The sequence below is a fragment of the Olivibacter ginsenosidimutans genome, from assembly GCF_039542865.1.
Classification (GTDB): Bacteria; Bacteroidota; Bacteroidia; order Sphingobacteriales; family Sphingobacteriaceae; genus Olivibacter; species Olivibacter ginsenosidimutans.
Genome location: NZ_BAABIQ010000032.1, coordinates 1 through 22696 on the forward strand (window position 1 = coordinate 1; position 22696 = coordinate 22696).

19 protein-coding genes are annotated in these 22696 nt (G+C 42.0%); 7 read left to right on the top strand and 12 right to left on the bottom strand.

Annotation, left to right across the window (positions count from 1 at the left end):
* Window positions 1–270 precede the first annotated feature (270 nt).
* On the bottom strand, window positions 271–477 hold the full coding sequence (locus tag ABD930_RS21860; protein ID WP_425571126.1) for a DUF6965 family protein: 207 nt from the start codon (window positions 475–477) through the stop codon (window positions 271–273).
* A gap of 69 nt (window positions 478–546) precedes the next feature.
* Between ABD930_RS21860 and ABD930_RS10390 the strand changes: the two genes are divergently transcribed.
* A complete protein-coding gene (locus tag ABD930_RS10390) occupies window positions 547–987 on the top strand; it encodes a hypothetical protein (protein WP_345231649.1) in 441 nt (146 codons plus the stop codon).
* Window positions 988–1147: 160 nt separating this feature from the next.
* Here the strand turns inward: ABD930_RS10390 and ABD930_RS10395 are convergent, their stop codons facing one another.
* The 3 genes from ABD930_RS10395 to dinB all read right to left on the bottom strand — a co-directional run bounded on the left by ABD930_RS10395 (window position 1148) and on the right by dinB (window position 6143).
* On the bottom strand, window positions 1148–1951 hold the full coding sequence (locus ABD930_RS10395; protein WP_345231650.1) for an RpnC/YadD family protein: 804 nt from the start codon (window positions 1949–1951) through the stop codon (window positions 1148–1150).
* An 86-nt stretch (window positions 1952–2037) separates the two neighbouring features.
* Window positions 2038–4980 carry a DNA polymerase III subunit alpha gene (locus tag ABD930_RS10400; RefSeq protein WP_345231651.1) on the bottom strand — a complete coding sequence of 981 codons (2943 nt, stop codon included), beginning with the start codon at window positions 4978–4980 and terminating at the stop codon, window positions 2038–2040.
* A 2-nt stretch (window positions 4981–4982) separates the two neighbouring features.
* Window positions 4983–6143 carry a DNA polymerase IV gene (dinB, locus tag ABD930_RS10405; protein WP_345231652.1) on the bottom strand — a complete coding sequence of 387 codons (1161 nt, stop codon included), beginning with the start codon at window positions 6141–6143 and terminating at the stop codon, window positions 4983–4985.
* A gap of 303 nt (window positions 6144–6446) precedes the next feature.
* Between dinB and ABD930_RS10410 the strand changes: the two genes are divergently transcribed.
* The 5 genes from ABD930_RS10410 to ABD930_RS10430 all read left to right on the top strand — a co-directional run bounded on the left by ABD930_RS10410 (window position 6447) and on the right by ABD930_RS10430 (window position 9522).
* The gene (locus tag ABD930_RS10410; RefSeq protein WP_345231653.1) at window positions 6447–6575 is read left to right on the top strand and encodes a hypothetical protein; all 129 of its coding nucleotides are present in this window, start codon (window positions 6447–6449) and stop codon (window positions 6573–6575) included.
* Window positions 6576–6629: 54 nt separating this feature from the next.
* Complete coding sequence (locus tag ABD930_RS10415; RefSeq protein ID WP_345231654.1) at window positions 6630–7763, top strand: LpxL/LpxP family acyltransferase; 1134 nt, start codon at window positions 6630–6632, stop codon at window positions 7761–7763.
* A 7-nt stretch (window positions 7764–7770) separates the two neighbouring features.
* Entirely contained in the window at window positions 7771–8070 is a 300-nt protein-coding gene (locus tag ABD930_RS10420; RefSeq protein WP_345231655.1) for a hypothetical protein, read from the top strand.
* 99 nt (window positions 8071–8169) lie between these two features.
* Window positions 8170–8793 (top strand): hypothetical protein, encoded by a 624-nt coding sequence (locus ABD930_RS10425; protein WP_345231656.1) that lies wholly within the window; start codon window positions 8170–8172, stop codon window positions 8791–8793.
* Window positions 8794–9030: 237 nt separating this feature from the next.
* Complete coding sequence (locus ABD930_RS10430) at window positions 9031–9522, top strand: GNAT family N-acetyltransferase (RefSeq protein WP_345231657.1); 492 nt, start codon at window positions 9031–9033, stop codon at window positions 9520–9522.
* A 286-nt stretch (window positions 9523–9808) separates the two neighbouring features.
* Here ABD930_RS10430 and ABD930_RS10435 read toward each other — a convergent pair whose 3' ends face one another.
* The 8 genes from ABD930_RS10435 to ABD930_RS10470 all read right to left on the bottom strand — a co-directional run bounded on the left by ABD930_RS10435 (window position 9809) and on the right by ABD930_RS10470 (window position 21842).
* The gene (locus tag ABD930_RS10435; RefSeq protein WP_345231658.1) at window positions 9809–12559 is read right to left on the bottom strand and encodes a tetratricopeptide repeat protein; all 2751 of its coding nucleotides are present in this window, start codon (window positions 12557–12559) and stop codon (window positions 9809–9811) included.
* Between the two features lie 463 nt (window positions 12560–13022).
* Window positions 13023–14174, bottom strand: coding sequence for a glycerate kinase (locus tag ABD930_RS10440; protein ID WP_345231659.1), 1152 nt, complete (start codon window positions 14172–14174; stop codon window positions 13023–13025).
* Window positions 14171–14764, bottom strand: a complete 594-nt coding sequence (locus ABD930_RS10445; protein WP_345231660.1) for a GntT/GntP/DsdX family permease — start codon at window positions 14762–14764, stop codon at window positions 14171–14173. Before ABD930_RS10445 ends, ABD930_RS10440 begins: the two co-directional genes overlap by 4 nt.
* A 35-nt stretch (window positions 14765–14799) precedes the next feature.
* Window positions 14800–15525 carry a GntP family permease gene (locus ABD930_RS10450; RefSeq protein WP_345231661.1) on the bottom strand — a complete coding sequence of 242 codons (726 nt, stop codon included), beginning with the start codon at window positions 15523–15525 and terminating at the stop codon, window positions 14800–14802.
* A 58-nt stretch (window positions 15526–15583) separates the two neighbouring features.
* Entirely contained in the window at window positions 15584–18649 is a 3066-nt protein-coding gene (locus ABD930_RS10455) for an efflux RND transporter permease subunit (RefSeq protein WP_345231662.1), read from the bottom strand.
* Between the two features lie 94 nt (window positions 18650–18743).
* Entirely contained in the window at window positions 18744–19790 is a 1047-nt protein-coding gene (locus ABD930_RS10460) for an efflux RND transporter periplasmic adaptor subunit (protein ID WP_345231663.1), read from the bottom strand.
* Window positions 19787–21160, bottom strand: coding sequence for a TolC family protein (locus ABD930_RS10465; protein ID WP_345231664.1), 1374 nt, complete (start codon window positions 21158–21160; stop codon window positions 19787–19789). Before ABD930_RS10465 ends, ABD930_RS10460 begins: the two co-directional genes overlap by 4 nt.
* A 28-nt stretch (window positions 21161–21188) precedes the next feature.
* On the bottom strand, window positions 21189–21842 hold the full coding sequence (locus ABD930_RS10470; protein ID WP_345231665.1) for a TetR/AcrR family transcriptional regulator: 654 nt from the start codon (window positions 21840–21842) through the stop codon (window positions 21189–21191).
* 301 nt (window positions 21843–22143) lie between these two features.
* On the opposite strand from ABD930_RS10470, the gene ABD930_RS10475 reads away from it, so the two are divergent.
* The gene (locus ABD930_RS10475; protein WP_345231666.1) at window positions 22144–22575 is read left to right on the top strand and encodes a hypothetical protein; all 432 of its coding nucleotides are present in this window, start codon (window positions 22144–22146) and stop codon (window positions 22573–22575) included.
* The last annotated feature ends 121 nt before the right edge of the window (window positions 22576–22696 follow it).

Genomic DNA, 22696 nt, shown 5'->3' on the forward strand with positions numbered 1-22696 from the left:
AAGCGTATGAAAAAACAATTGAGCAGAATATCAGCGGACAAATTCTGAAAGTGTATTGAAAGGCTACAGCTAACATCGCATTGGCAAAATGGCGGGTGAAGTGCATATCCACAAACTCGAAAAACAAGTATCGGTAAGGCTATCCTATTTGCTGAAGATTGAAGCCATTCAGGGAAGAAAAATTTCCAGACGTTACGAATATTCTTTGGATGAATAACGTCAATTTAATATTCTCTATGCTTTAATATGGCAAGTTGGATTGTGCAATTGCTATATCTTACCATTCTGTATATCCTGGTAAAATTCAACTAGATGCCAATAGTCTGGGCACTTGTTATAGTTATTGCTCTGTCTTATGCATATTAATGAATTAGCTATAAATTTTTTTGTATCGGTTATCTTAGCCCATTCCTTCCATTGTACTTCTTTAGGAGGTGGATTTTGCTCAAAATATTCCTGCAACTCTTCCGGTGTCATGTCGCGAAGTTAAATATATTGGTTTTATTGTGGGTTAACTAATCTATTTTTTTAACCAAATTTTATACAATGAAAATTTCAACAAAGAACCACGAATCCATCCATTTACTTGCACCGATGACAGACTTGATCAATGCCATTCTCTATCACGATTTTGAAATGGACGAACCCCCTTTTACAATGGCGGACATTCATAATCTTTATTTCTATCAGGATGCACAGGGCAAACGGTACACTCCGGAATTCGCAAACCTACGGTTGCGGCAACTCGAAACTGATCTGGCTAAAGTAAACCTATTGTTAAATGGTGAACCGGATAATATCGATCTCCTGTACCGAGAGTTCTGTCTGGAAGTTGAAATACAGGAACAGCATTCATTCGAGTATGAGCGGAAACAGATCAGTGAATGGTGGCTCGTTAACAACGATTTTGGGAAATACCTTCTTTTGCTCCAGCAGCCTATATTGATATATGAAGGAAATTATTTTTGGGGAATTTCAATGGAATAACCTAAAAATAAGAACCCCTCCGAGGATACGTTTGGGAAGTAATAGAGGGCTTCGGATAAAGCTAATACAAAATTAGGAAAAATAATATACTGTATTGCCAAAAAACAAAGCCATCTCATATGGGATGGCTTTTGTCATTATTTATTATTATGAAAAAGTATTATAGTTTCTCGATTTCTTTGATAGGGAGTTTTGTAAATTTGGAAATCTGGGCGATAGGCAGCCCGTCCTTTTTCATTTCACGGGCAATATCAACGGCTTTCTTATGTTCACCCTTGCGATAAAGAAAATCTTTCTCTTCCTTAAAAAATTTGCTTATTGTTTCCATAGCTTTTTCAAATTGTGCTTCCAGACTGCTACGCAATTGTACAAAGATACGTAATTGCTTGAAATATCTGCTCTCCGCGAAGTCACCTGTTGTATGCGATTTCACGCCTTCAATAATCTCCCTGATAACAAGGTAACTGTCATTTCCCTCAAAGTTACCTAAAATTCCCAACATTTTTACTTCGGGATTGTCAGATTTTAAAAACAGGGAATAGTTTGTGTTATGGACAGAAACAAGGTTGTAATTGAACTTCAGGTTGTCCGTGTCCATTCCTGTGTGCATATGCGGATCAGCATCACCCAAAAAAACAACATACTGCCTTATCGGAAGACGATACCTGCGCATCAGCATGGCGTAATATTCCAGCATGCGAAAAATCATATCGCTTTCGTCCTTTACCTGAAATTCCACATGCAATACAAACGTATTGCCCGTCGTATCGGTAACTTTTTTCAATGCGTCCGGTTTTCTTTCCTTTGTATGCTGCACATCATCCGGTAACTCTTCGCTTTCAATGATATCCAATCCCAGAATTTCTCTAATAATGACAGGCAGGGTAACTTCGAGATTCTCCCGAAGTATCTTGTCATATTGGTTGGCCTGCCTACGGCTTTGGTTTTCTTTCTTATCAGGCATATACAAAGATAACATTCCCTTATAAAAATAACCTATCTTTGTGCCAGATCCCAAAGCGGTGTTGGGGCTTTTTATTTTATGAATTTTTATCCTATTACGGGATTATCCTTTATCGGTAGCTTGGCGAACCTCGTGACCTCTATGCTCGGAAAACCAAAATCCGTTACCACTTTCCCTTCGATAAGATAACATCCCTTTCCCCTGAAGGGATATATCGGTGTACTGTTCGGAAAATGCGTGGTATCAAAGAAATTTCCGTCAATATCCAAAAAAGTACCGAACCACATTTTTTTGTTGTTTTTGGTATGGACGGTTTTTTCACAGACATAGTTGCCTAGCATCTTTACCGTTTTACCCTCATAACGGATAAGGTTATCAGCTTTAACGTCCCCTCTATAATCCGTTTTCAACAGATCGAACATGGACAGGGATAACGGGTAGCCCAAAAGTTCCAGTTCCTGATAGGCACTTTCCAACAGTTCATCGGGCAGATCGGGCATTTTATAGTTTTTTACGGGCACCGCAAAAAGTTCCGAATGGTTATTGGGTCTGGTAGTCTGACCGAGGTAGTTGTATACATCCCACAGCAATGCCTTTTTAGTCCTTCCGGTAAAGCGCAATGCCCCTAAACGGATCAATAGGATACACTGTTCCAATGTAATACAGGTGCGCCGGATAAAATCTTCAAAGTTTTGGTAAATTCCACGTTCCCTGCGTTCCTGCGGTATCTTCTCCACATAATGGTTTTCCAGTCCCTGCACACCGATCAGGCCGAGATAAACGTCCGCACCGTTAATACAGACTTTAGCTTCGCTATGGTTCACGCATGGCAGATGGACATTGGCACCTGTTTTCTTCAGTTCATGTACATACAGCCAGCGCTGGTAAAAACCACCGTAGTTGTTCAGCACCGCAACCATAAATTCCATCGGAAAATAGGTTTTGAGGTAAAGGCTCTGGTAGCTCTCCACGGCATAACTCGCTGAATGGGCCTTACTGAAACTATATCCGGCAAAACTGCTCACCTGCCGCCAGACCTCTTTTGTGGTTTCCCCATCCCGTCCTATTTCGGCTGCCTTGGCGAAGAATTTTTCCACCAGCTTATCAAACTCCTCCCTTGATCGGTACTTGCCGCTCATGGCGCGCCTTAACACATCGGCATCGGCCATATCAAGTCCTGCGTAATGATGGCATACCTTGATAACATCCTCTTGGTACACCATTACCCCATAGGTTTCCTGTAGCTGTTCTTCCATCACCGGATGCAGGTACTGTACCTCATCGGGATGATGGAAATAATGAATGTAATTTTTCATCATCCCCGAAGAGGCCACGCCAGGGCGGATAATGGAACTGGCTGCAACCAAGGTCAGGTAATCTTCGCATCTCAGTTTTTTTAGCAGTTGCCTCATGGCCGGACTTTCGATATAAAAACAGCCAATGGTATCTCCCGACTTCAATTGGAAGTTTACCTTTTCATCTACCAGAAAGGACCTGACATCGTGAACATCCACTTTTCTCTTTTTATTTTCCAGGATAAGATTGGCCGCTTCTTTGATATGACCAATGCCCCGCTGTGAAAGTATGTCGAGCTTGTCCAGTCCAATAGCTTCCGCTTCATACATGTCCCACTGAACGGTAGGCATACCTTTGGGTGGTAAATCCAATGCGGTATAATAGGTAATCGGTTCCTCGGAGATCAGGATACCCCCTGCATGGATACTCCGCTGGTTGGGCATATCCTTCATATAGGTGTATATTGCCATGATCCTGTTAAAGGTAGCATTATCCCTGTTTCGTGCATCCTGTGTAGGATCGGTAAAACTGTCTATCTCCGACTTGGCAAGGCCGAGCACTTTTCCTATTTCACGGATAACCGAACGGTCTTTGAAGGTGCTCATTGTTCCGAGCAGCGCCGTATATTTTTTACCATAGCGCTTAAAAATATAGTCCTGTATATCTTCCCTTTCATCCCACGAATAGTCGATGTCAAAATCAGGCGGTGCGGAACGTTTCGGGTTGAGAAAGCGCTCAAAGTAAAGATCGAGCTTGATCGGGTCTACATCGGTAATGCGCAGGCAATAGGCAACCACACTGTTTGCCCCGCTTCCACGGCCAACATGGTAATATCCCCTGCTCATGGAATAGCGGATAATATCATACACAATTAAAAAATATGCCGAGAAATCCAGATCATCAATAACCTTCAGTTCATCCAGTATCTTTTTTGCGATCTTTTTATCATCCGGCCCATAACGGTATACCATGCCATCTGCCGAGAGTTTGCGCAGCAGGGCCATATCATCCTGTTTACAGCCCGTAAAGGTCTTACGGTTCAACCTGCCAAAAACATAGTCGTCCGTGTGGCAGTTTTTCAGCAATGCCCTGGTATTTTCAACGATATAGGCGTGACTATCGAATAGCTGTTCCAGAACCAACGGAGAAAGGAAGTTTTCATCCGGTGCGCATGTGTCTTCCTGCCCGACTTTGCTTAAAAGTGTGTTCAGGTCAATTGCCCTCAGATATTCGTGCAAGCGGTATTCAATCTTGCCGGCAACAGTGACAGGATGAAAGATTACCAGACGTTCCCTGATGGATGAAAGGTCTTTACGGATCAGTTTTCGCAGTTCGGTATGACGGATGCCGATACGCTCATGATCGGCGAGCTGTTGGGGAGCATTCGTTAGGGTATATAGTACATAAGCGTTCCGGAATACAGGTGCCCGTTCGGGCAGCTCGGTGCCATTCAGGTTATGTTCGCTAAGAAACTCGTTCAGTTCCCGCATCCCCTCTTTGTTCCTGGCAATGCCCAGATAAAGCAACCTGTTATTTTTCCGGTACTCCATACCAATAATGGGGCGTATCCCTGCTTGCCTACAGAGCCGGATAAAAGCCATGCATCCGGATGAGTTATTGATATCGGTCAGCACCATTTCAGTAATACCCAATTTTACTGCTGTTTCCACAATACGTTCAATGGACATCGTGCCATAACGCAAACTGAAATGTGAATGGACGTTGAGGAACATGGCTAATAGTCTGTGTCCATGATCTGGGCAACTTTAATGGCATCCACGCCATAGCGGTTACGTATTTTATCCATCTGTTGGTACAGGTTATAGAGTTTTTCCCGATTGCTGTACAGTTCAATCTGTTCAAAGCCGCCAACGAGGTGGGAGAATTTAACACCTACCAGACGCAGGAGCATCCTACGGTCATAGAGTATGTCAAAAAGCTCATGTGCTTTGTTTACCAGCACATCATCCAGTGAAGTGTAAGGAATTTTTGCCTGTTTGCTTACGGTTTCAAAATTCGAATACCTGATCGTAACGGTAATACAGGCAGTAAGTTTCTTTTTCTGACGGAGTTCAAAAGCAAGGTGGTTCACCATCGCCAAGAGTAAATCTTTTATTGATGCGATGTCCATTGTGTCGGCATCGAAGGTGGATTGGGTGCCAATGGATTTCTGCTCACGGTAAGGCACTATGGGTGCATTATCTATTCCGTGGGCTTTCTGCCATAGGGAGATGCCGTTTTTGCCAAGCATTTTGAACATCATTTCCTGCGGGATTTCTGTCAACTTGCCGATATAACGTATACCCATTTCGGATAGCTTGATAAAAGTCGAATCACCAAGCCCCGGTATCTTCTTTATCGAAAGGGGATTTAGGAATGGCCTGACAGCCTCTTTCTCTACCTGCTTCTCACCATTGGGTTTACATTCGTTGGTCGCCATCTTACTGACCGATTTGTTTACGGACAGTCCGAACGAGATAGGTAAATGGGTTTCTTTAATAATCTTTTCACGCAGTTCACGGGCAAATTTCATGCAGCCAAAAAAACGCTCCATTCCGGTCATGTCAATATAATGCTCATCAATGGATGCTTTCTCCAAAAGGGGTACCCGCTCAATAAGGATATCCGTGATCTCATGGCTGGCCTTGCTGTATTCGTCCATATTACCCCTGACGAAAATGGCATGCGGGCAGAGCTGCCTGGCCATACGGGAAGGCATGGCCGAGTGTACGCCGTACTTACGTGCCTCAAAACTGCAACTGGCCACAACACCACGGTCGGAAGTACCACCGATAATGACGGGAGCGCCTTTCAGTTTTGGATTTTTACGTATCTCTACCGCTACAAAAAATGCATCCTGATCCATGTGGATGATGTTTCTATCACCTATTACCATACTGCACTAAGTTAGATTAAGTACACAAAGTTATGCTAATATTTTTAGTATAAACAAATATTTTGCTAATAATGTTGACGGTTTATGAAAAATGATAGCAGCAGAGATGGTTATAACCTTCACATACAGAAAAAGAACTTTCACCTATAGAATCCTGCCATTCATACCAAATAGATTGAAACACCTTATGCACCCACCGAAATTCGTTAGCGGATATCCTAAAAAACCTTATGGCCATAAGTAGGGCGTAACCGAAAACCCTTGATGAGAGTAGGCATTGGTTTAAAATAATTTCAAAGAAAGATGAAACGTAAAAGAGCAAAATTCAGGGTGGGCAAACTTTTCGGCGCACCGATTACCTTAACGGCGCTGGCCATTCTTATGGAGGTATCAGAAAAACAGGATAAATGTATTCCCTATGAAGGGCTTTAACAAATAGTTTCACCGCTCGGCGGTAGGTTTACCGTCGGGCCAATTTTTCAGGCTATGATAAAAGATAGGATAAAAATATCTGCCGGATATTTTATTTCCGGAAATAAGAAGCATCCTTATGCACCGCTTAGTTCACTTTGGTATAAATTTCAGGTAGTCAGTGCAAGTTTCCGCAATTTTCTATCCCTAGAATACAAAGCACATGAACCAACTTTTTATAGACTGCTGAATAACCAGAAACAGGCATATGCCGAGCAATCGCTTTCCGGTTTACCGGATAACCTTAAAGTCCGGTTCCACGGCTATACTTTAAGGGACATCAAAGAGAGACCAGGGATTATCTGTACCTTTCACAGTGGGTCTTTCAGGATGATCGGGCATTATCTGGCAAAGAACGGCATACCCTTCGTACTGCTCGTTTCAAAAAATGGTCTACAGCAGGAAAATGAGTTGGTTAACCGGAAATATGATGAACGGCAACGGCAGATGCTCGGCTTTGATCTGATAGATGCCAATGACCGGAACAGTGTGCTGAAGATAAGCAGGGAGCTGCGGAACGGAAAAAGTATACTGATCTATATGGATGGAAATACCGGAGCAGGGGATGAGACGGCCTCGCATAACCTGCTATCCGTGCCTTTTCTCAACCAACGGATCAGGGCAAGGGCCGGAGCAGCATTCATTTCTTATCTTGCTTCCGTTCCGATATATCCCGTAATCTCCACAAGGCAATGGACGCTTGTGCCCTGTCTGGATTTTTTTCCGCCGATTCTGCCGGATAAGGAAATGGATAGACAGGTGTTTGTAAAAAAAGCGGTTTCACACATTTATAATTACCTCGAAAAAGCGGTAAAACAAAAGCCGTGGCAATGGGAAGCATGGCTTTACCTGCATGAACATGCCGAAATTGTACACCCGGTACCGGAACAGGAACCGTTGCCGATCCCTATGGAAACGAAAAAGAAAAGACCGATAAGGTTCAACGAGGCAGATTACAGCTTTTTCAACATTAAAGGAAGGTATTTTCTTTTCCGAAAAAGCGATTACCAATGCTTCGAGATAGAGCACTGGCTATACCTGAGACTTTTTGACATTTACAGGCAGGAATACACTTATACCGTACCCAAATTGCAACGTAATCACATGGGTGATCTGGTAGCGAACAGTGTAGTCTTAGAAATCCAATAAAAACAAGATGCAATCAATAATAGGAACCCTTGAGGGACGGGAAAACGGTTTTCTTTGTTCGCTTTTTTATGGAAAGTGGCCCAATATCTTTATATTGTGGTATGACGAACCGAAAAAACCGGAAGATATGGCTGCTTTTTTTCGTAAACACCCGTTCTTGTTCAATTTTCTCTGCTGGGTAATCTATGCCCAGTTCGTATATATTGACTTGGATGGAGCAAATCATGAAATTTGGACAGATGATACTGAATATGCCTTTGATCAATGTTTAGGGATTATCGCCGAAAAATTTGACCATACTAATTAAAAGCGTTAGTGAATTAAAGACGTTCTGTAACATTAGCTTGTGACAAACGAGTCTCCCCTTATTCTTACATCAATCACTGAGATTATTTATATTTGTTGAATGCGGAGTAAAGATTTACTATCACCCTTTTGGGAATTACTTCCTCTTGAAGGATTGGGGCCGATACGATTTTTGATGAGGAAATCGGAGGTACAGGATTATAAAGAGATTGGTTTAATAACGTATGAAAATAAGGAAAGCCTGGAGCAGAAGAAAAAAAATCTGGAGGACACTTTTAACCAATTCAGCGAGTTTTTCACTGCAGAGGATTTAAAAAATGCGATGGATGCACTGCAAATTGTGGGGGAGGAACTGGACGATGTTTGTACGGAGTCCAGAGATTCCGGAATCTCACTTGAATATAAAGCGGATCAATTGACGGAAATCCTCGCAGATAACAGAGCACAGCAACTACATTTTCGGGGAATACCGATTTTTTCTACTGATCCTATACAATTGCTGACGCAAATGAGTAAGCTTTTTAAAGAAGATCCGATTATTAAAGGTGAAGAGCTTATTTTTCCTAACCACAAACTTTTTCTGTTTTCCTTTCTTGAGGAGCAAGGTAAGGGTAAATACAGAGAAGGGAATAAGCGAAATAGAACCATTATATGGAGAAATACACATAGACCTTATTCCGTGGAACTATCAGAATATAGACAGATCAAATTGATCAACGAATGAGCCTTAAACGTTTGTAAGTGTATTTACGTGCAGAATGACTTTTTTTGTCTGGAAATTGTTGGATTAATACCTCAATAGCTGTCTTATAGAGATCAGATTGCCACTCTTAGTGCTGACTGTATAATCTCTCACATAAGTTGCGCAAAGCCGTCCTATTGTAGTTGTATTGGAGACATTTTATGAGGGTTATAAATAAGTGGGTGTCATTGTAGACCCGCAACGTTAAACAAACTGAAAATGACAGAAACCAAACTTAACATAAAACTTAGACCGACAGAAATAGCAGATTTGGACACTTTGTTTAAGTTTCAACTTGACAGAGAAGGTGGATATTTAGCTGCATTTATGCCCAAAGACCATACAGACAAAACAGCATATCTGACCAAATACACAAAACTATTGAGCAACCCGACCGTAAACAATCAGACAATTTTGGTGGACAATATAATTGTAGGAAGTATTGCAAAGTTTGAAATAGGAGACCAAGCTGAAATTACGTATTGGTTAGGTAGAAAGTTTTGGGGACAAGGCATTGCGACAACAGCATTAAAAAACTTCCTTGACATTGAAACGACAAGACCCATTTTCGGACGAGTTGCGTTTGACAATTTCGGTTCGCAAAAAATTTTAGAAAAATGTGGTTTTGTAAAAATCGGCTCTGACAAAGGTTTTGCAAACGCACGACAAACAGAAATTGAAGAGTTAATTTATAAACTTGACAAATGTTAAACCACAGTCTCCATTAAAACGCCAAAATTTCTAATGGCTCATAATTGGCTCAATTGGTTCACGATTGGCTCATAGATAATACAAGGCATATCAAGGTACCCGTGCCCTTTCTTTTTCTCATTCATTGTGTCGGAAATAGATGTAATCAATTAGCTTTATTTAATAACAATCAGCAATCATATTGAAAACTTTAATGAGCGATGGAATCAATAATAGTAAGCCTTTCGTCCCTCCCTTCCTCTTCCTGGGCAAAACGCGACCGCGTGCATGCCTGAAAACATGGCTGTTACTTATTGTTCAATTTCTGTAAACGTTCTTTTGCTAAAGGAATGACGTCATCGTCTTCTTCATAATTTTCAATCACACTTTCCAGCGTCTTCTTCGCTTGGAGTTTATCGCCTTTGCCCGCATAGGCATCCGCAAGCAGGATGAAGCTCTTGGCCACCCAATAGTCCTGTGACCCCATGTTGTTGATCACATCAAAGGCCGTTTTCTGGGCTTTGTCGTATTCTTTGTTTTCATACTGCAGTTGCCCCATGCGGTACCGTGCCTCTGCGCCGACTGCCGTTTGGCTCTTCGCCGCCAGACTCAGTTCCTTCATGGCGGGCTCGACATTCCCTTCTTGCAGCATGGTCCGCGCACTGTATAGGTGTGTCATGGCAATATCCTCTTCAGATGCCCGATCATAATCCTTTATCAACTTTATATATTTAGCTACCTGCTCCAAGTCGCCAATTTCGAAATAACAAATCATTAGGTTGGTTATCGCGTAGCCATAGTTTTCTTTATATGCTGAAGTGAGCTCCAGTTTTTTAAGATGCACGATGGCCTCGTTGTATTCCTTCAAACGCAGGTATAATGCGGCCACCGTTAGCAAGGTGTTCTGCGTATACGGGCTCGTCCAGTCGTTGAGGATAATGTTCAGGTCGTGCAGCGCTTCCTGCGGATGCCCGGTATGGTACAAACTCACCCCACGGATATAACGGGCATGTTTTTCCTGTATGGGTTTCGGAAATTTATCAAAATACGCATTGATCGCCTCTACAGCCGGTTCATACGCCTTCCTGGTAAACAAAGAATTAGCTGCTTGGAACGCCAGGTTATCCCGCTCCGCGGCACTCAGATCACCAATATTAGTGCTGGTTGCGTAATCAATATAACTTGAAGCATCACCCTGATCCAGGTAAATGTTTTCAATGGAACGCAGCGCCTGCCCTGCCTCTTCGGTTGTTGGATATTTCTCTATCACCCGCTGGAAGGTGGCCTTTGCCGCGTCGGTGTCATCTTTATTGTACTGGACAAGCCCAATGGTCATCAAAGCCCTGGGGACATAGCTGCTGCGGGGGTATTGTTCGATCATCTGCTGCAGCCCTTCGATGGCGGCATCATAATCTCCGGTAGTGAAATAGGTGTATGGAATCTCAAAAGCTACGTCATCCGCATAGTTTGAACTTGGAAATTGCTCAACAACTGAACGTAGCGTGCTGAGCTTGGCTTCATTATCGCCCTGCAATCCCTGGAGAATACCGCGCTGGAACAAGGCATAGTCCTGATTGGGCGCTTGGCTGTTGATCAGCTGGTCATAGTATTCGTTGGCTCTGCCGTAATCGCGTAGGGATAAATACGAATCGCCCAAACGTGCGGTCACGTCATGACGTACATTTTCCTCCAGCGAACTTCCCTCGCTAGCCAAAAAGCGTTCAAAATAATCGGCAGCTGTGCGAAAGCTGCTGTTGCGGAACGCCGCATAAGCCAGGCCATATTTTGCATAATTGTATACATTGGTGTTTCGCGCGGCGGGCAAGTGAAGGAAACGGGAAAAGTTATCCACCGCCTCGCCGTACTTGCGCACTTCATACATCGCCTCTGCTTTCCAATAGGTGGCCAACGCTGCCATTTTCGTATCAATCGGGAATTTCTCCGATCGCATAAACAGGGATATGCTATTTTCGAAAGCACGTTCATTATAAAACTCCAATCCCCGGTAATACGTCACCTTCTGATAGGTACTATCGGCTTCCCGACCCCTGTTTTTGAAAAATTCCAGCATAGCTACCCCTGCGTGGAAATTGCTTGTGCCCGATAAGACCTCAGCTAATAGTGTTTCCGCACTCTCTTTTTTTTCGGCATCAGGTTCACTACCTGCATTTTTCTGAGCGATATATTGCTGGAGAACTTTCTGAGCAGCCTGTACAGAGTCTAATTCATATAAGGTTTTAGCATAGTTAAACAGCCCATCTAATTTCGATGCCTGATCGAAATCCAGCTTGGACGCTTTGGCAAACGCATCCCGTGCACGTTGCTTATCGCCGGTTTCTACAGCAATTTGCCCCAAAGCAATTAACGCGCCCTGATAAAAGGCATCCGGATCCGTCACCTTCTGCAGAATAGCGGTCGCTCTTTCGTGTTCGCCTGCCAGATAGGCGATGGAGCCGATCCGGAAATTATCGATATTGTTGCGTGAAGCGTCCGGATGCCGTTCTATTAGTTTACTGTAGTAAACTTGTTTGAATTTGTTGTTTGCAAAATAGGTGGCGGCAGCGATACGGCGTAGCTCGGCCGCAAGCGCTTCGCGGTCGATATCCATATCCGGACTCCGACGGATCTTTACGGCATCGGCCAGCATCGGCCGGTAATCACGTACGACATCAATGGACTCCATAGGCGTAGATTGCCCTTCGTCCCGTTTCTCACTGGCCTGTCGCTTCTCTTCCTGCTGTTTTTGTTCTCCCTCTTCCTGTGCATACCCCATAACCAGCATGGCTGAAAAGGCGACGGTAAGCAGGTGTTTCAGGTAGTTATAGCCGATCCTTTCTTTCAATATCATTGTTCGTCCGTATTTCTGAGTTCTTCCAAATGTTCCTTCGTCGAGGTGATAAAAAACCAAATTACATTTTTTATAATCAATCAAATTTACGTATTTAAAATCTTTCCAACGAATTGCACATGGAACTAACCAAATGCAATTCGGGTAATCGAATGAAGAAGCGATCTTCGCTGTTTCTTTTTTAGATGCTTTTAACTTCATTACTTTCATCTCGATTTTTCTAAGCTGGGCATTTACTTTACCTCCTTAAATTTTTGTAGTAAACACAAATTTTAACATTGTAGATGCCATTAGCTTTCTTGTGGTGTTCAAACACCTTGGCGCTAACTGTTGCTATAATTTTTTTCAATTAGCACGCAAAATTTCCGTAACATATTTGTAACGGTTCTGCGTGAAGCTCAACAAAACCTGCATGAGCTGCCAAGGAAAATGGACATAAAACAGCTCATACAAGCTTCATCACCTTTGAAAACAAAACACAATGATGAAAAACTATGTAAAACTAGTCATGGTAGCGATTTGCCTATGACCGCCTCGCCAACAGAATCGGCTCAAAGAAATGAAAAAAAACCACCTCAAAATTTCCTAAGAAATGGCTTGTTGTGCTCCTAACTGGGCAATCTTGCCATCACGACTAACAAAAAGGAAGCTCTTGCGAAAGCGGGAGCTGACTCTAGCTCGGCTTTCGGTGAAGCAGATTTCCTATTGCCTTACCAATTCTTATCAAATTTTCCCGGCTAACTTCAAGCGCTTGTACTAAAGACATCGGTTCATTTCCAATAGCCAATAAAACGTCAAATACTTCGTCGATTGCCGCATTGCTAACAAGTGGTACTTTTCCCGCAATACCAATTACTGGTATTTCTTTTTCCTTCGCTTTCCGCGCAACGCCATATGGGCCTTTTCCCTCCAAGGTTTGGCTGTCCAAACTTCCTTCACCAGTTATCAATACATCTGTATCCATTAAAGCTTGTTCAAACCCTGTCAGCTTCATAAAATAATCAATGCCATGTTCCAACCGTGCATTTAATGCTGCGTAAAGTCCGCCAGCTGCCCCACCAGCTGCTCCACCAGAAATGACGTGCGACATATCCTTACCGGTTACGCGTTTAAGCGCTTTACTGAATTGGTTTAGAAAACGATCTAATTGTTGCACATCCTCGGAGCTGGCCCCTTTTTGTGGGCCGAATATGGCTGCCGCACCGGAGTCTCCCAAAAGCTGATTGACCACATCGCAGAGGATAACAATGGTAATCCGATGCAAACGCGCGTCCAATCCATCAAAATCTACCTTGGCAACATGCATCAGCTGCTCCGGATAGGCAGATAATACATTTCCACTTTGGTCATAAAAACGGGCGCCCAAAGCGGCTAAAATACCACAACCTCCATCAACGGTAGCAGAACCACCCATCCCAATAATCAACTGTTCAACACCTTCATCCAAAGCATTCAGCATCAGCTCTCCCGTACCATAAGTATTCGCTCTTAGCGGATCGCGATCTTCCGGTTCTATCAACTTTATGCCGGATGCATTAGCCAATTCGATAAATGCCGTTTTACCGTCGGCGGCTATTCCATACTCCGCTTGTATAGGTTTTCCAAGCGGACCGGTTACCTCCTTTGATTTTCGTTTGGCTCCTAAATGATCGATTATTAAATCGATTGTGCCATCACCGCCATCTCCAATGGGAAAATAATGCAGACTAGCTTCCAGCTTACTCATCTGTATGCCTTTTCCAATAGCCTTTGCAACTTGTGTTGCACTCAGACTATGTTTAAAAGCATTGGGTGCTATTAATATGGAACACTTTCTTTTTTTCACAAGATAATTAGTGATAGTAAATAAATAAAACCAATGGATACTATTCCCATAATCAATGTAGAAACGCTATAAACCTTCAACATTTCCCGCATTGGTAAGCCGGAAAACTTGGCTATAACCCAAAAATAGGCATCATTTGCGTGGGAAACCATCATTGAACCAGCACCAAGGGCAAGTACACACAATATACGACCAGTCTCACTTTCTAGTCCCAATGTAACTAACAAAGGTGCAACAATAGAAGCAGCAGTAATAACGGCAACGGTAGATGAGCCCTGAGCTGTTTTCAATACAGCGGCTACCAAAAATGGAAAAAACAGCCCTAAACTCGATATAGACACATAAGTTGCAAAATGTTCACCAATATTAGCCTGTGCTAAAATGGCACCAAAGGCACCCCCTCCACCGATAATCAATAAAATGCTGGCGGCCTTTTCCGTACCATCATGAAATAACTTCGTGATCGTTTCCCTGCTCCACCCTTTATTACCAACAAATACCAGCACAATGCCAATCATCAAGGCAACTTCAGGCATACCTAAAGTAAAAAGCATTTGTTTCCACAAAATGGTTGTCTGCACATTGCTCACTAAAAATGAACGTAAAGCAATAAGACCAATGGGAACTACAAACCAATGGGAACTACAATAGGTAATAGTGCAAAAAGCAAGGTGGGATGCTGTTTTACTAAATCCCCTTCATCTTCCGTTACAATTGCTTGTCTGACAATTTTCATTCCCGCATAACGCGACCATAAATAACCACAGAAAGCTGCTGGGATAGCCATTAGCAGTCCATAAAACAGAACACTGCCAAAATCGGCCTGAATGGTTTCCGTTGTCGCAGCTATTCCTGGGTGTGGGGGCATTAGGCAATGAACCGCATATAAACCCGTTGCCAGTGAGGAAGCCATAACCAGCATTGATGTCCCCGATTTCATTGCCAGGGCTTTATTCAATCCATTGAGCACGAGAAAACCTGAATCACAAAATATGGGCATACCCACTAAAAATCCACTAATATTCATCGCTAAGGCAGACCGCCTTGCACCTACAATAGATAAAATAAAGTTTGCAATGACCATAGTGCTATGTGTATGTGCCAAAAGCATACCCAATGTTGTACCTAAGACAATTAACAGCGCCAGCGAGCCCACCACCTGACCAAATCCTTCTTTTGCTATCCGTATATTATCCGTTAATGGGATTTGCAGCACAAGGCCAACCAGCAAACAGGCTGCAAATAAGGCAAAAAAAGCATGAATACGGTAATGGACGGTCAGCAGAATAATAAATAGTATGCCGGCAATTAAGCCTATAGCGCTTTGTAAAAATGTTAGTTGATCTGTCATATGTAGGCAGCTGGTTATGCAAGATACACAATAACCAGCTGCGCTACCAAAAAAATCGCTATCCTTTCACTACATCTTGCTCTTCAATACGTGGTGGCATTAATTTATAGACTACCGGCGTTACCACACGGGATAAGAGGGTTGAACTGATTAAACCGCCTATCATGACAATAGCCAATGGAGAAATTAACGGATTGCTCGACCACGCAATGGGCAATAAGCCGCCGATCGCCGTTAAGGTGGTAAGGATAATCGGTAAAAAACGGATTTCGCCAGCCTTTTCTATCGCATCATCCAATGCCATCCCCTCGCGTCGCAATTGATTGGTGAAATCAACCAATAAAATAGTGTTTTTGACTTCTATTCCGGCCAACGCAACAATTCCGATGGTAGCTACAAAAGAAAGGGTATTACCGGTTACTAATAAGGCCAATACCGCTCCCACAATACCCAGTGGTATAACAGAGAGTACAATCAACGTACTTTTAAATGTTTTGAACTCTAATACCAGCACGGCAATAAATAGAAATACCGTCACCATAATCACCGTTCCAAAACCACCAAAAGATTCCTGTCTACTTTCTACTTCTCCACCCATCTCATAATGATAACCTGCTGGAAGCTTTTTAGCATTCATTTGGTCAATAACGGCCTGAATCACCCGATCATTAAGATATCCTTTTTTCACAAAAGCATTTACGGAGATAGTCCTTATCTTATTAATGTGATTAATACTTACGGGAGACGATTCAAAACTAACATCAGCCAATTGCCTCAACGGAATAGCAGTTCCTTCTACATTATTCACATAGAGGGTATTCAGCACTGACAGATCCGGATAGGCTTTATGCGGAACACTAAGCCGGATACGATAATCGTCATCATCTGACGCCGGATTGCTATAAGTGGCTAAATCTATGCCAGCAATAGCCATTCTTACGGTTCTATCAATAGCTACGCTGGGAACACCTAAACTCAACGCCTTCTCTTTCTGAATATTGAGCCGAATATCTGTTTTGTAATTTTTCACCGGATTATTTACATAGAGCGTACCTTCTGTCTCTTTCAACAGTTGTTCTACATCAGCTGCTAGCGTACGTAAGGTATCTAAATTTTCACCAAATAAGCGAACCTCTACTGGCGAAATGATCGGTACTCCTTGTTCAAAATCCTTCACTTCAACCTTTGCTCCGGGATAAGGCGTCCACTTTTTCCGCAAGCGTTCAATTAATTCGACTTTTCGATCTGATTTAACATCTTCCTTTAGTTGGACAAATAGTTCCGCAAAATCGGTACGCTGATTTTGTTGGGCTACATTATAATAAATACGCGGATTTCCTTTGCCAACATTCGCCGTATAATAATTTACTTCTGGAAGCTGCGCCAATTCTTTCTCTATCTGCTGGGTAATGCTATCCGTATAGTAGATATTTGCTTGTTGCGGAGCAGCAATGTCAATCAAAAATTGCGGTTTTTCCGAGGCCGGAAATAAACTGAAACCAACAACCGGAATTAAACTCAATGACCCGACAAAAATCAAGGCAGCGATTACAATGGTTAGCCAAGGTTTCTTCAGCGCCTTATCTAACAACACCGCATAGGTACCATGGATAACTTTTTGGAAAGCTCTCAATACCGCATTGCCTTCTGGATTTTCATGTGCCTTGAGCAGTCGACTAGATAAAAAAGGAACGACTGTCAGTGCGATAATCATCGAAGCAATAACTGTACTGATTACCGCCGTTGGCAAACTTCGAATAAAATCGCCAGAAGCCTCGGGCATAAACATGAGCGGCATAAATGCAATAACCAAGGTAGCTGTACATCCCAATACGGCCATCGCAATTTGCCCGGTACCCTTTATTGCCGCGTCTAATTTCGTATGACCTTCGCGTAGCCAACGTTCAATATTCTCCACTACCACAATGCTATCATCAACTAATAGTCCCAAAGCAACGACAAAACCAACGATACTCAATTGATTGAGGCTAAAACCAAAAATATTCAATAACACCAAGCCTATAGACAGTGAAAGGGGTATCGCAATCATCACCACTAACGAAGCCCGATTACCTAGCGGAAGCAATGTTAGCAATACTAAGGTAACAGCAATCAGAAAATCAATTCCTAAACCGCTAAGGCGATGGTTGACGTTTTCTGCTTGATCAAAATGCAGGACAAGATCCATATTTTTCGGAAGCGCCTGCTTAAATTTCTCGATAACCGGCAAGTATGCTTCTTGTGTTTTACTAATGTTTTCGCCCGATTTCTGTGCAGCATTGATCAATAAACAGCGATAGCCGTTTAAGCGGGTAATATGATCATCTGGTGCAAAATCAGGATAAATTTCAGCGATATCACGTAATAACACATTCTTTCCTCCATTGCTAAAAACAATGGTGTTTTTAATCTCATCAATATGTTGGTAATTACCACTGGTTTTCACGCTAAAGGACTTCCCCCCACCTACAACACTACCTCCCGGGATATTGGCTGCTTCACTTTGGATAGCTTCCATAACCGTATTCAATGGAATATGCATTTGGGCCAGTCTATCCGGATGCACATCTACACGTACCAGTTGCTCAGGCAAACCGCTGATTTTGACGTCTTTTAAAGACGGAACCTTCTCTAACTCTTCTTTTAAATCTTCTGCTTCTTTTTTTAATGCTTTACGTGATGCATTTTGCGAAATTAATGCAAGCTGTACTACATTAACACCACTCGGTTCTACTTTTTGGATATCGATATCATAAATATCTTGTGGCAACTGTGTTCGTAAAGCACCGATTTCGCGTACTAACTCCTGATATTTACTGTCGTAATCACTTTCAAATTTATATTCTACCGTCAGTACAGCCAAACCGTCTAAAATGGTTGTTTTAATGCGCTTAATATCATCTAAACCATAGATTTTAGTTTCCATAGGTTTAACCACCAACTCTTCCATATCTTTCGGACTAGTTCCTGGATAAACCACAACTACCGGAAACATTGGGGTACGCATTTCGGGGTCTTCAGACCTCGGCATGTTTAACATCGTACTAACGCCTATCACAATAACCATGATAACCATGATCAAGGTAAACTGGTTATTTTTTATGGCGTATGATGGAATGTTCATTTTTCCGCTTCAATTAAAAAGTAAAAATTAAAAAGTAAAAAAGCCGTACAACAAAATCACTAATCCCCCCTTTTCACTCAACTACTATCACTACTCAAAACTTAACCACCTTGATCGGCGAACCATCAGTAAGATAAGCGCTCCCAGAAATAATAAGTGCTCGTGCATTTTCCAAACCGCCAGTAACAGTTACTTGATCTTGCTGAATGGCACTAACCTCAACCGGTACACGTTTAGCTGTTTTCTGATCATTGGTAATGAAAACAAACGCTTTTCCGGCATCACCATCTAAAATAGCATCGTATGGAATGCTCCATGCCTCCGTCTGCTGCCTAGATTTAATCAAAGCCTGTGCGAACATCCCGGTTCCAATACGCGGATCCGTTTTTCCTGGAATTATTTTTAACAACAAAGAGAAGGTACCGGAGGAAGGGTCTATTCCTTCCGATTTCTTATACACTACTGCCGGAAGTTCTCCCAATGCGTCAGCACGCACGGTAGCAGAATCGCCAACCTGCACAACGGCCCATTGTTTATCGCTAATCCCTACTTTCAGTTGCCAGTTCTTACCATTGGTAGGATTTAGTTGTAACACCGGTGTTCCGGGCCCAACAACCTGACCATCACTAGCCAACTTCTTCAATACGAACCCAGAACCAACAGCCCTGATCTCTGTTTGATTCAGGTTATAATTTGCCGTTCGCAGCTGCTCCTTGGCTATACGCAGCGCTGTTTCCGCATTTTGAAACTGTTCTAAGGTGGCTACACTGTCTTGATATAATGCCTTAGCACGTTCGAAATCGCGTTGTGCTTTCTCTGCATTTAATTTAGCTTGTGCAAAACCAGCATCCGTTTCCGTAGGATTTAATGAAGCCAATAATTGTCCGCCTTTAACAGGATCCCCTTCTTTAACATATATCTTATTAATCACTCCACCATTTTTAAACGATAATAGCATTTCATCATCCGTTGTAAAAACACCCGAGGTTTTTATTTCCTGACTTGAATAATGCTGATTTAACGTCAGCAATTGTACAGGTATGGTATCCTCACTAAAGCGATCGGTAGCCTGGTTTTCCGAATGCCCACAAGAACTTGCCCATAAAGGCAGGAGCAGATATAATAGACGTAATTTATTCATGGACGTTCATGATTTAAAGGGTAAGTAGCCGTTTCCCGTTCCAATTCCGCAGCAGCGGAAAGAACATTATATTTACTCATTAAGGATGAAAGATTGGCAGTGGTTAATTGATTGCGCGCATCAATAGTTTCAATATAGGTATTCGTTCCAGCCTTATAACCACGGTCAATTAACCGCTGATAACTAGAAGCTGCTGCTAGCTGTTTTAATGATGCCTGATAAGTCCGCCAAGCGCTCAATAAATTATTTTTTGCAACATTCGAACTAACTTCCAATTGTTTTTTAACCTGTTCCTTATTGAGGGCTGCATCTTCCAAGGCTAATTGTGACTGTTTAATTTTTAAGCGATTTCGATTGCCACTGTACAAGGGCAAATCGAGCTGTACACCCACCATAACGTATTGCGATTGACTGTTAAAACGCATCTGTTCAGCCTGTGCTCCTAAATCAACGAAACCATTAATTTTGGGTATCGTAAATTTCTTATCCATACGTACTTGATTTTCGTTAATCGCAATTAATTGTTGCAATGTTTTCAACTCTTCTCTATTGGATATCTCAGGTTCTTGCTGTAATAAAGTTGCGACCTGTTTTAAGGCAACATCAGCATTAAAGACCGTATCAACTGGTTGGTTACCATCCCGGTTTAATAGGGCATTAAAATAGAGCCTCGCATTAACTTTTTGCTGTTCAGCCTGCGTTAATTGGGCTTTGGTTTGTTCAATTTCGCTTGCTGCACGCAAAACGTAAGCGGGAAGCCCTTTACCATGGTCTAACAGTTGTTGGTTAACCCGTTTAGACTCTTCTGCTAAATCCAATGCCGATTGGTAAATCTTTACCGCTTGATTTGCATTCAGGTAGTTAAAATAAGCCGTCTTAATCTGCTTGATTAGCTCCCGTTCATACGTTTGCACCTCTATTTCCTGCAACGTGACTTGCTGTTCGTTGATCTTCTTGTTGTACGCAATGTCGGTATTCACTAACGGAATCGTCGTTCTGACCTTGGCATCATAGTAATTTTTTGGCAAAAAATTAATGGATTGATTTTCCAGCATGGGAAATTGCTGCGAATTAGTCAACTGATTTAAGGTAGCATATACTGGATTCATTAAATCACCTAAAGGGAGTGAAATGCTGCGCCCCCCGGTAGCTGTACTATAGCTGGCCTGTAGGGCGACATTTGGTTGATACATACTCTTAGCCGTTTGCAATGCTAATAATGCTTGATCCAAGGATACATTCTTTTGTTTAAGTACAAGATTCTGCTGTATTCCTTCTGTTATATACTGAGACAAAACCTCCGTCTGTCCGCAAACCCACAACGGAAGCTGACCCAACAATAGCACTAAAAAAATAAACGGCGTTTTCATTATTAACAGTGTTATTTTATCAAAAAAATTAAGCCTTAAACTGCTCCAGGAATTTTACAAAACTATCGAATACCACTGTCAAAAAATGGCCTTCATCAGGCATTTCCAGCAAATTCTTTTCTACCACATGATCCAGATGTCCATGCAGGCTTAATGTACACAGGCCATGCAAAGTAGACCATACCAACAAGGAAAAAACCTTTGTATCCTGCCCTGTAAAATATCCTTCCTCCTGACAGCCAGCAATCGTGTTCACCAATGCATTAAACGCCTCGATACCATCATCCCATCCCTCTTCTCCTTCTCCCCCACACGTATTTTCAAGATAGGTTAACGGCTCTTTCATCACAAACATGAGCTCGTAAAACTCATTATTCTCCGTTGCAAACCGCAAATAGGTACGCCCCATCCCTTTTAAACGTTCAAAAGGATTATCTACATTAGCCAAAGCAGAAAATTTAGTGCGAAGCAGCTTAAAACCCTCTTTTTGCAAGGCATATACAATATCAGTCTTGTCCTTGTAATAAAGATAAATGGTCGTCGGACTAAATTCGATGGCAGCGGCTATTTTTCGTATAGAAGTAGCCTCGTAACCATCTTTCAGAAACAGCACTTTTGCTGCATCCAAAATACGTAAGCGTAAATCTTCCCGGTGCCGCTCTTTACGTTCTTTAATACCCATAATTCATTGACCATTTTAAGCTAACTGTGACTAAGCCAACGCCTGTATTTTTAAAAGCAAAAACCATCGTATGTATACAGTTAATTAATTTACACCGCAAAAATAATTAACACTGTTAATATTTCCAAATAAATATAAATAAATTCCAAAAACAACTCCCCTTTTTCCCCAGATAGAAATCGTGGTTTTCATGGATTTTCTCCTATAGCCATTCTCTGTATTTTAGCAGCAAGTGATGATATCCGATATACATCGAGTATATACTAAATTATGAAAGGCATAATCCTAATAACACAATAATATGAAAACAGCAAAATTGGTTTTTAAAACAATGCTCACAATCTTATTGATTTCGGCAATGACAATTTCTTGTTCTAAGAAAAATGAGGATGAACCGATACCTACCGACCCCGTTATTGGCACCTGGAAACTACGTGCCATATATAGTGGAGGGTCGGCTACGGACGTAACAGATAAGGCATGTTTTAAAGATTCCTACTTAAAAGTGGACGAAAAAATGATGAATCTGACACTTTCTGCACCTAATTCAACTACGGAAGCTTGTCAGACGCAAAACCTATCGGTAGAATGGCTTAATGAGAATGGAACATATTATTGGATAAATAATAACGAAAAGAGTCCTGCGGATTTCTCCCTTAATGATAATAATGAAACCTTACAATTAAATATCACTTCGGCAGGCGAGCAAGTTTCGCTAATATTCAGAAAATAATCGCTGAATATTAAATTAATGAGTAAAGAAAGCTGTACTAACAATATTATTACAGCTTCTTTACGTAATAGCATATCAAAATTCGCTACCTTCGCAACCAATAACACGTCCTTGCTGATTA

Bases quoted from the DNA above. Each gene is read 5' to 3' on its own strand.
- ABD930_RS21860 (WP_425571126.1), bottom strand. From the start codon at position 477: ATGACACCGGAAGAGTTGCAGGAATATTTTGAGCAAAATCCACCTCCT.
- ABD930_RS10390 (WP_345231649.1), top strand. From the start codon at position 547: ATGAAAATTTCAACAAAGAACCACGAATCCATCCATTTACTTGCACCG.
- ABD930_RS10395 (WP_345231650.1), bottom strand. From the start codon at position 1,951: ATGCCTGATAAGAAAGAAAACCAAAGCCGTAGGCAGGCCAACCAATAT.
- ABD930_RS10400 (WP_345231651.1), bottom strand. From the start codon at position 4,980: ATGTTCCTCAACGTCCATTCACATTTCAGTTTGCGTTATGGCACGATG.
- dinB (WP_345231652.1), bottom strand. From the start codon at position 6,143: ATGGTAATAGGTGATAGAAACATCATCCACATGGATCAGGATGCATTT.
- ABD930_RS10410 (WP_345231653.1), top strand. From the start codon at position 6,447: ATGAAACGTAAAAGAGCAAAATTCAGGGTGGGCAAACTTTTCGGCGCA.
- ABD930_RS10415 (WP_345231654.1), top strand. From the start codon at position 6,630: ATGATAAAAGATAGGATAAAAATATCTGCCGGATATTTTATTTCCGGA.
- ABD930_RS10420 (WP_345231655.1), top strand. From the start codon at position 7,771: ATGCAATCAATAATAGGAACCCTTGAGGGACGGGAAAACGGTTTTCTT.
- ABD930_RS10425 (WP_345231656.1), top strand. From the start codon at position 8,170: ATGCGGAGTAAAGATTTACTATCACCCTTTTGGGAATTACTTCCTCTT.
- ABD930_RS10430 (WP_345231657.1), top strand. From the start codon at position 9,031: ATGACAGAAACCAAACTTAACATAAAACTTAGACCGACAGAAATAGCA.
- ABD930_RS10435 (WP_345231658.1), bottom strand. From the start codon at position 12,559: ATGAAAGTAATGAAGTTAAAAGCATCTAAAAAAGAAACAGCGAAGATC.
- ABD930_RS10450 (WP_345231661.1), bottom strand. From the start codon at position 15,525: ATGACAGATCAACTAACATTTTTACAAAGCGCTATAGGCTTAATTGCC.
- ABD930_RS10455 (WP_345231662.1), bottom strand. From the start codon at position 18,649: ATGAACATTCCATCATACGCCATAAAAAATAACCAGTTTACCTTGATC.
- ABD930_RS10460 (WP_345231663.1), bottom strand. From the start codon at position 19,790: ATGAATAAATTACGTCTATTATATCTGCTCCTGCCTTTATGGGCAAGT.
- ABD930_RS10465 (WP_345231664.1), bottom strand. From the start codon at position 21,160: ATGAAAACGCCGTTTATTTTTTTAGTGCTATTGTTGGGTCAGCTTCCG.
- ABD930_RS10470 (WP_345231665.1), bottom strand. From the start codon at position 21,842: ATGGGTATTAAAGAACGTAAAGAGCGGCACCGGGAAGATTTACGCTTA.
- ABD930_RS10475 (WP_345231666.1), top strand. From the start codon at position 22,144: ATGAAAACAGCAAAATTGGTTTTTAAAACAATGCTCACAATCTTATTG.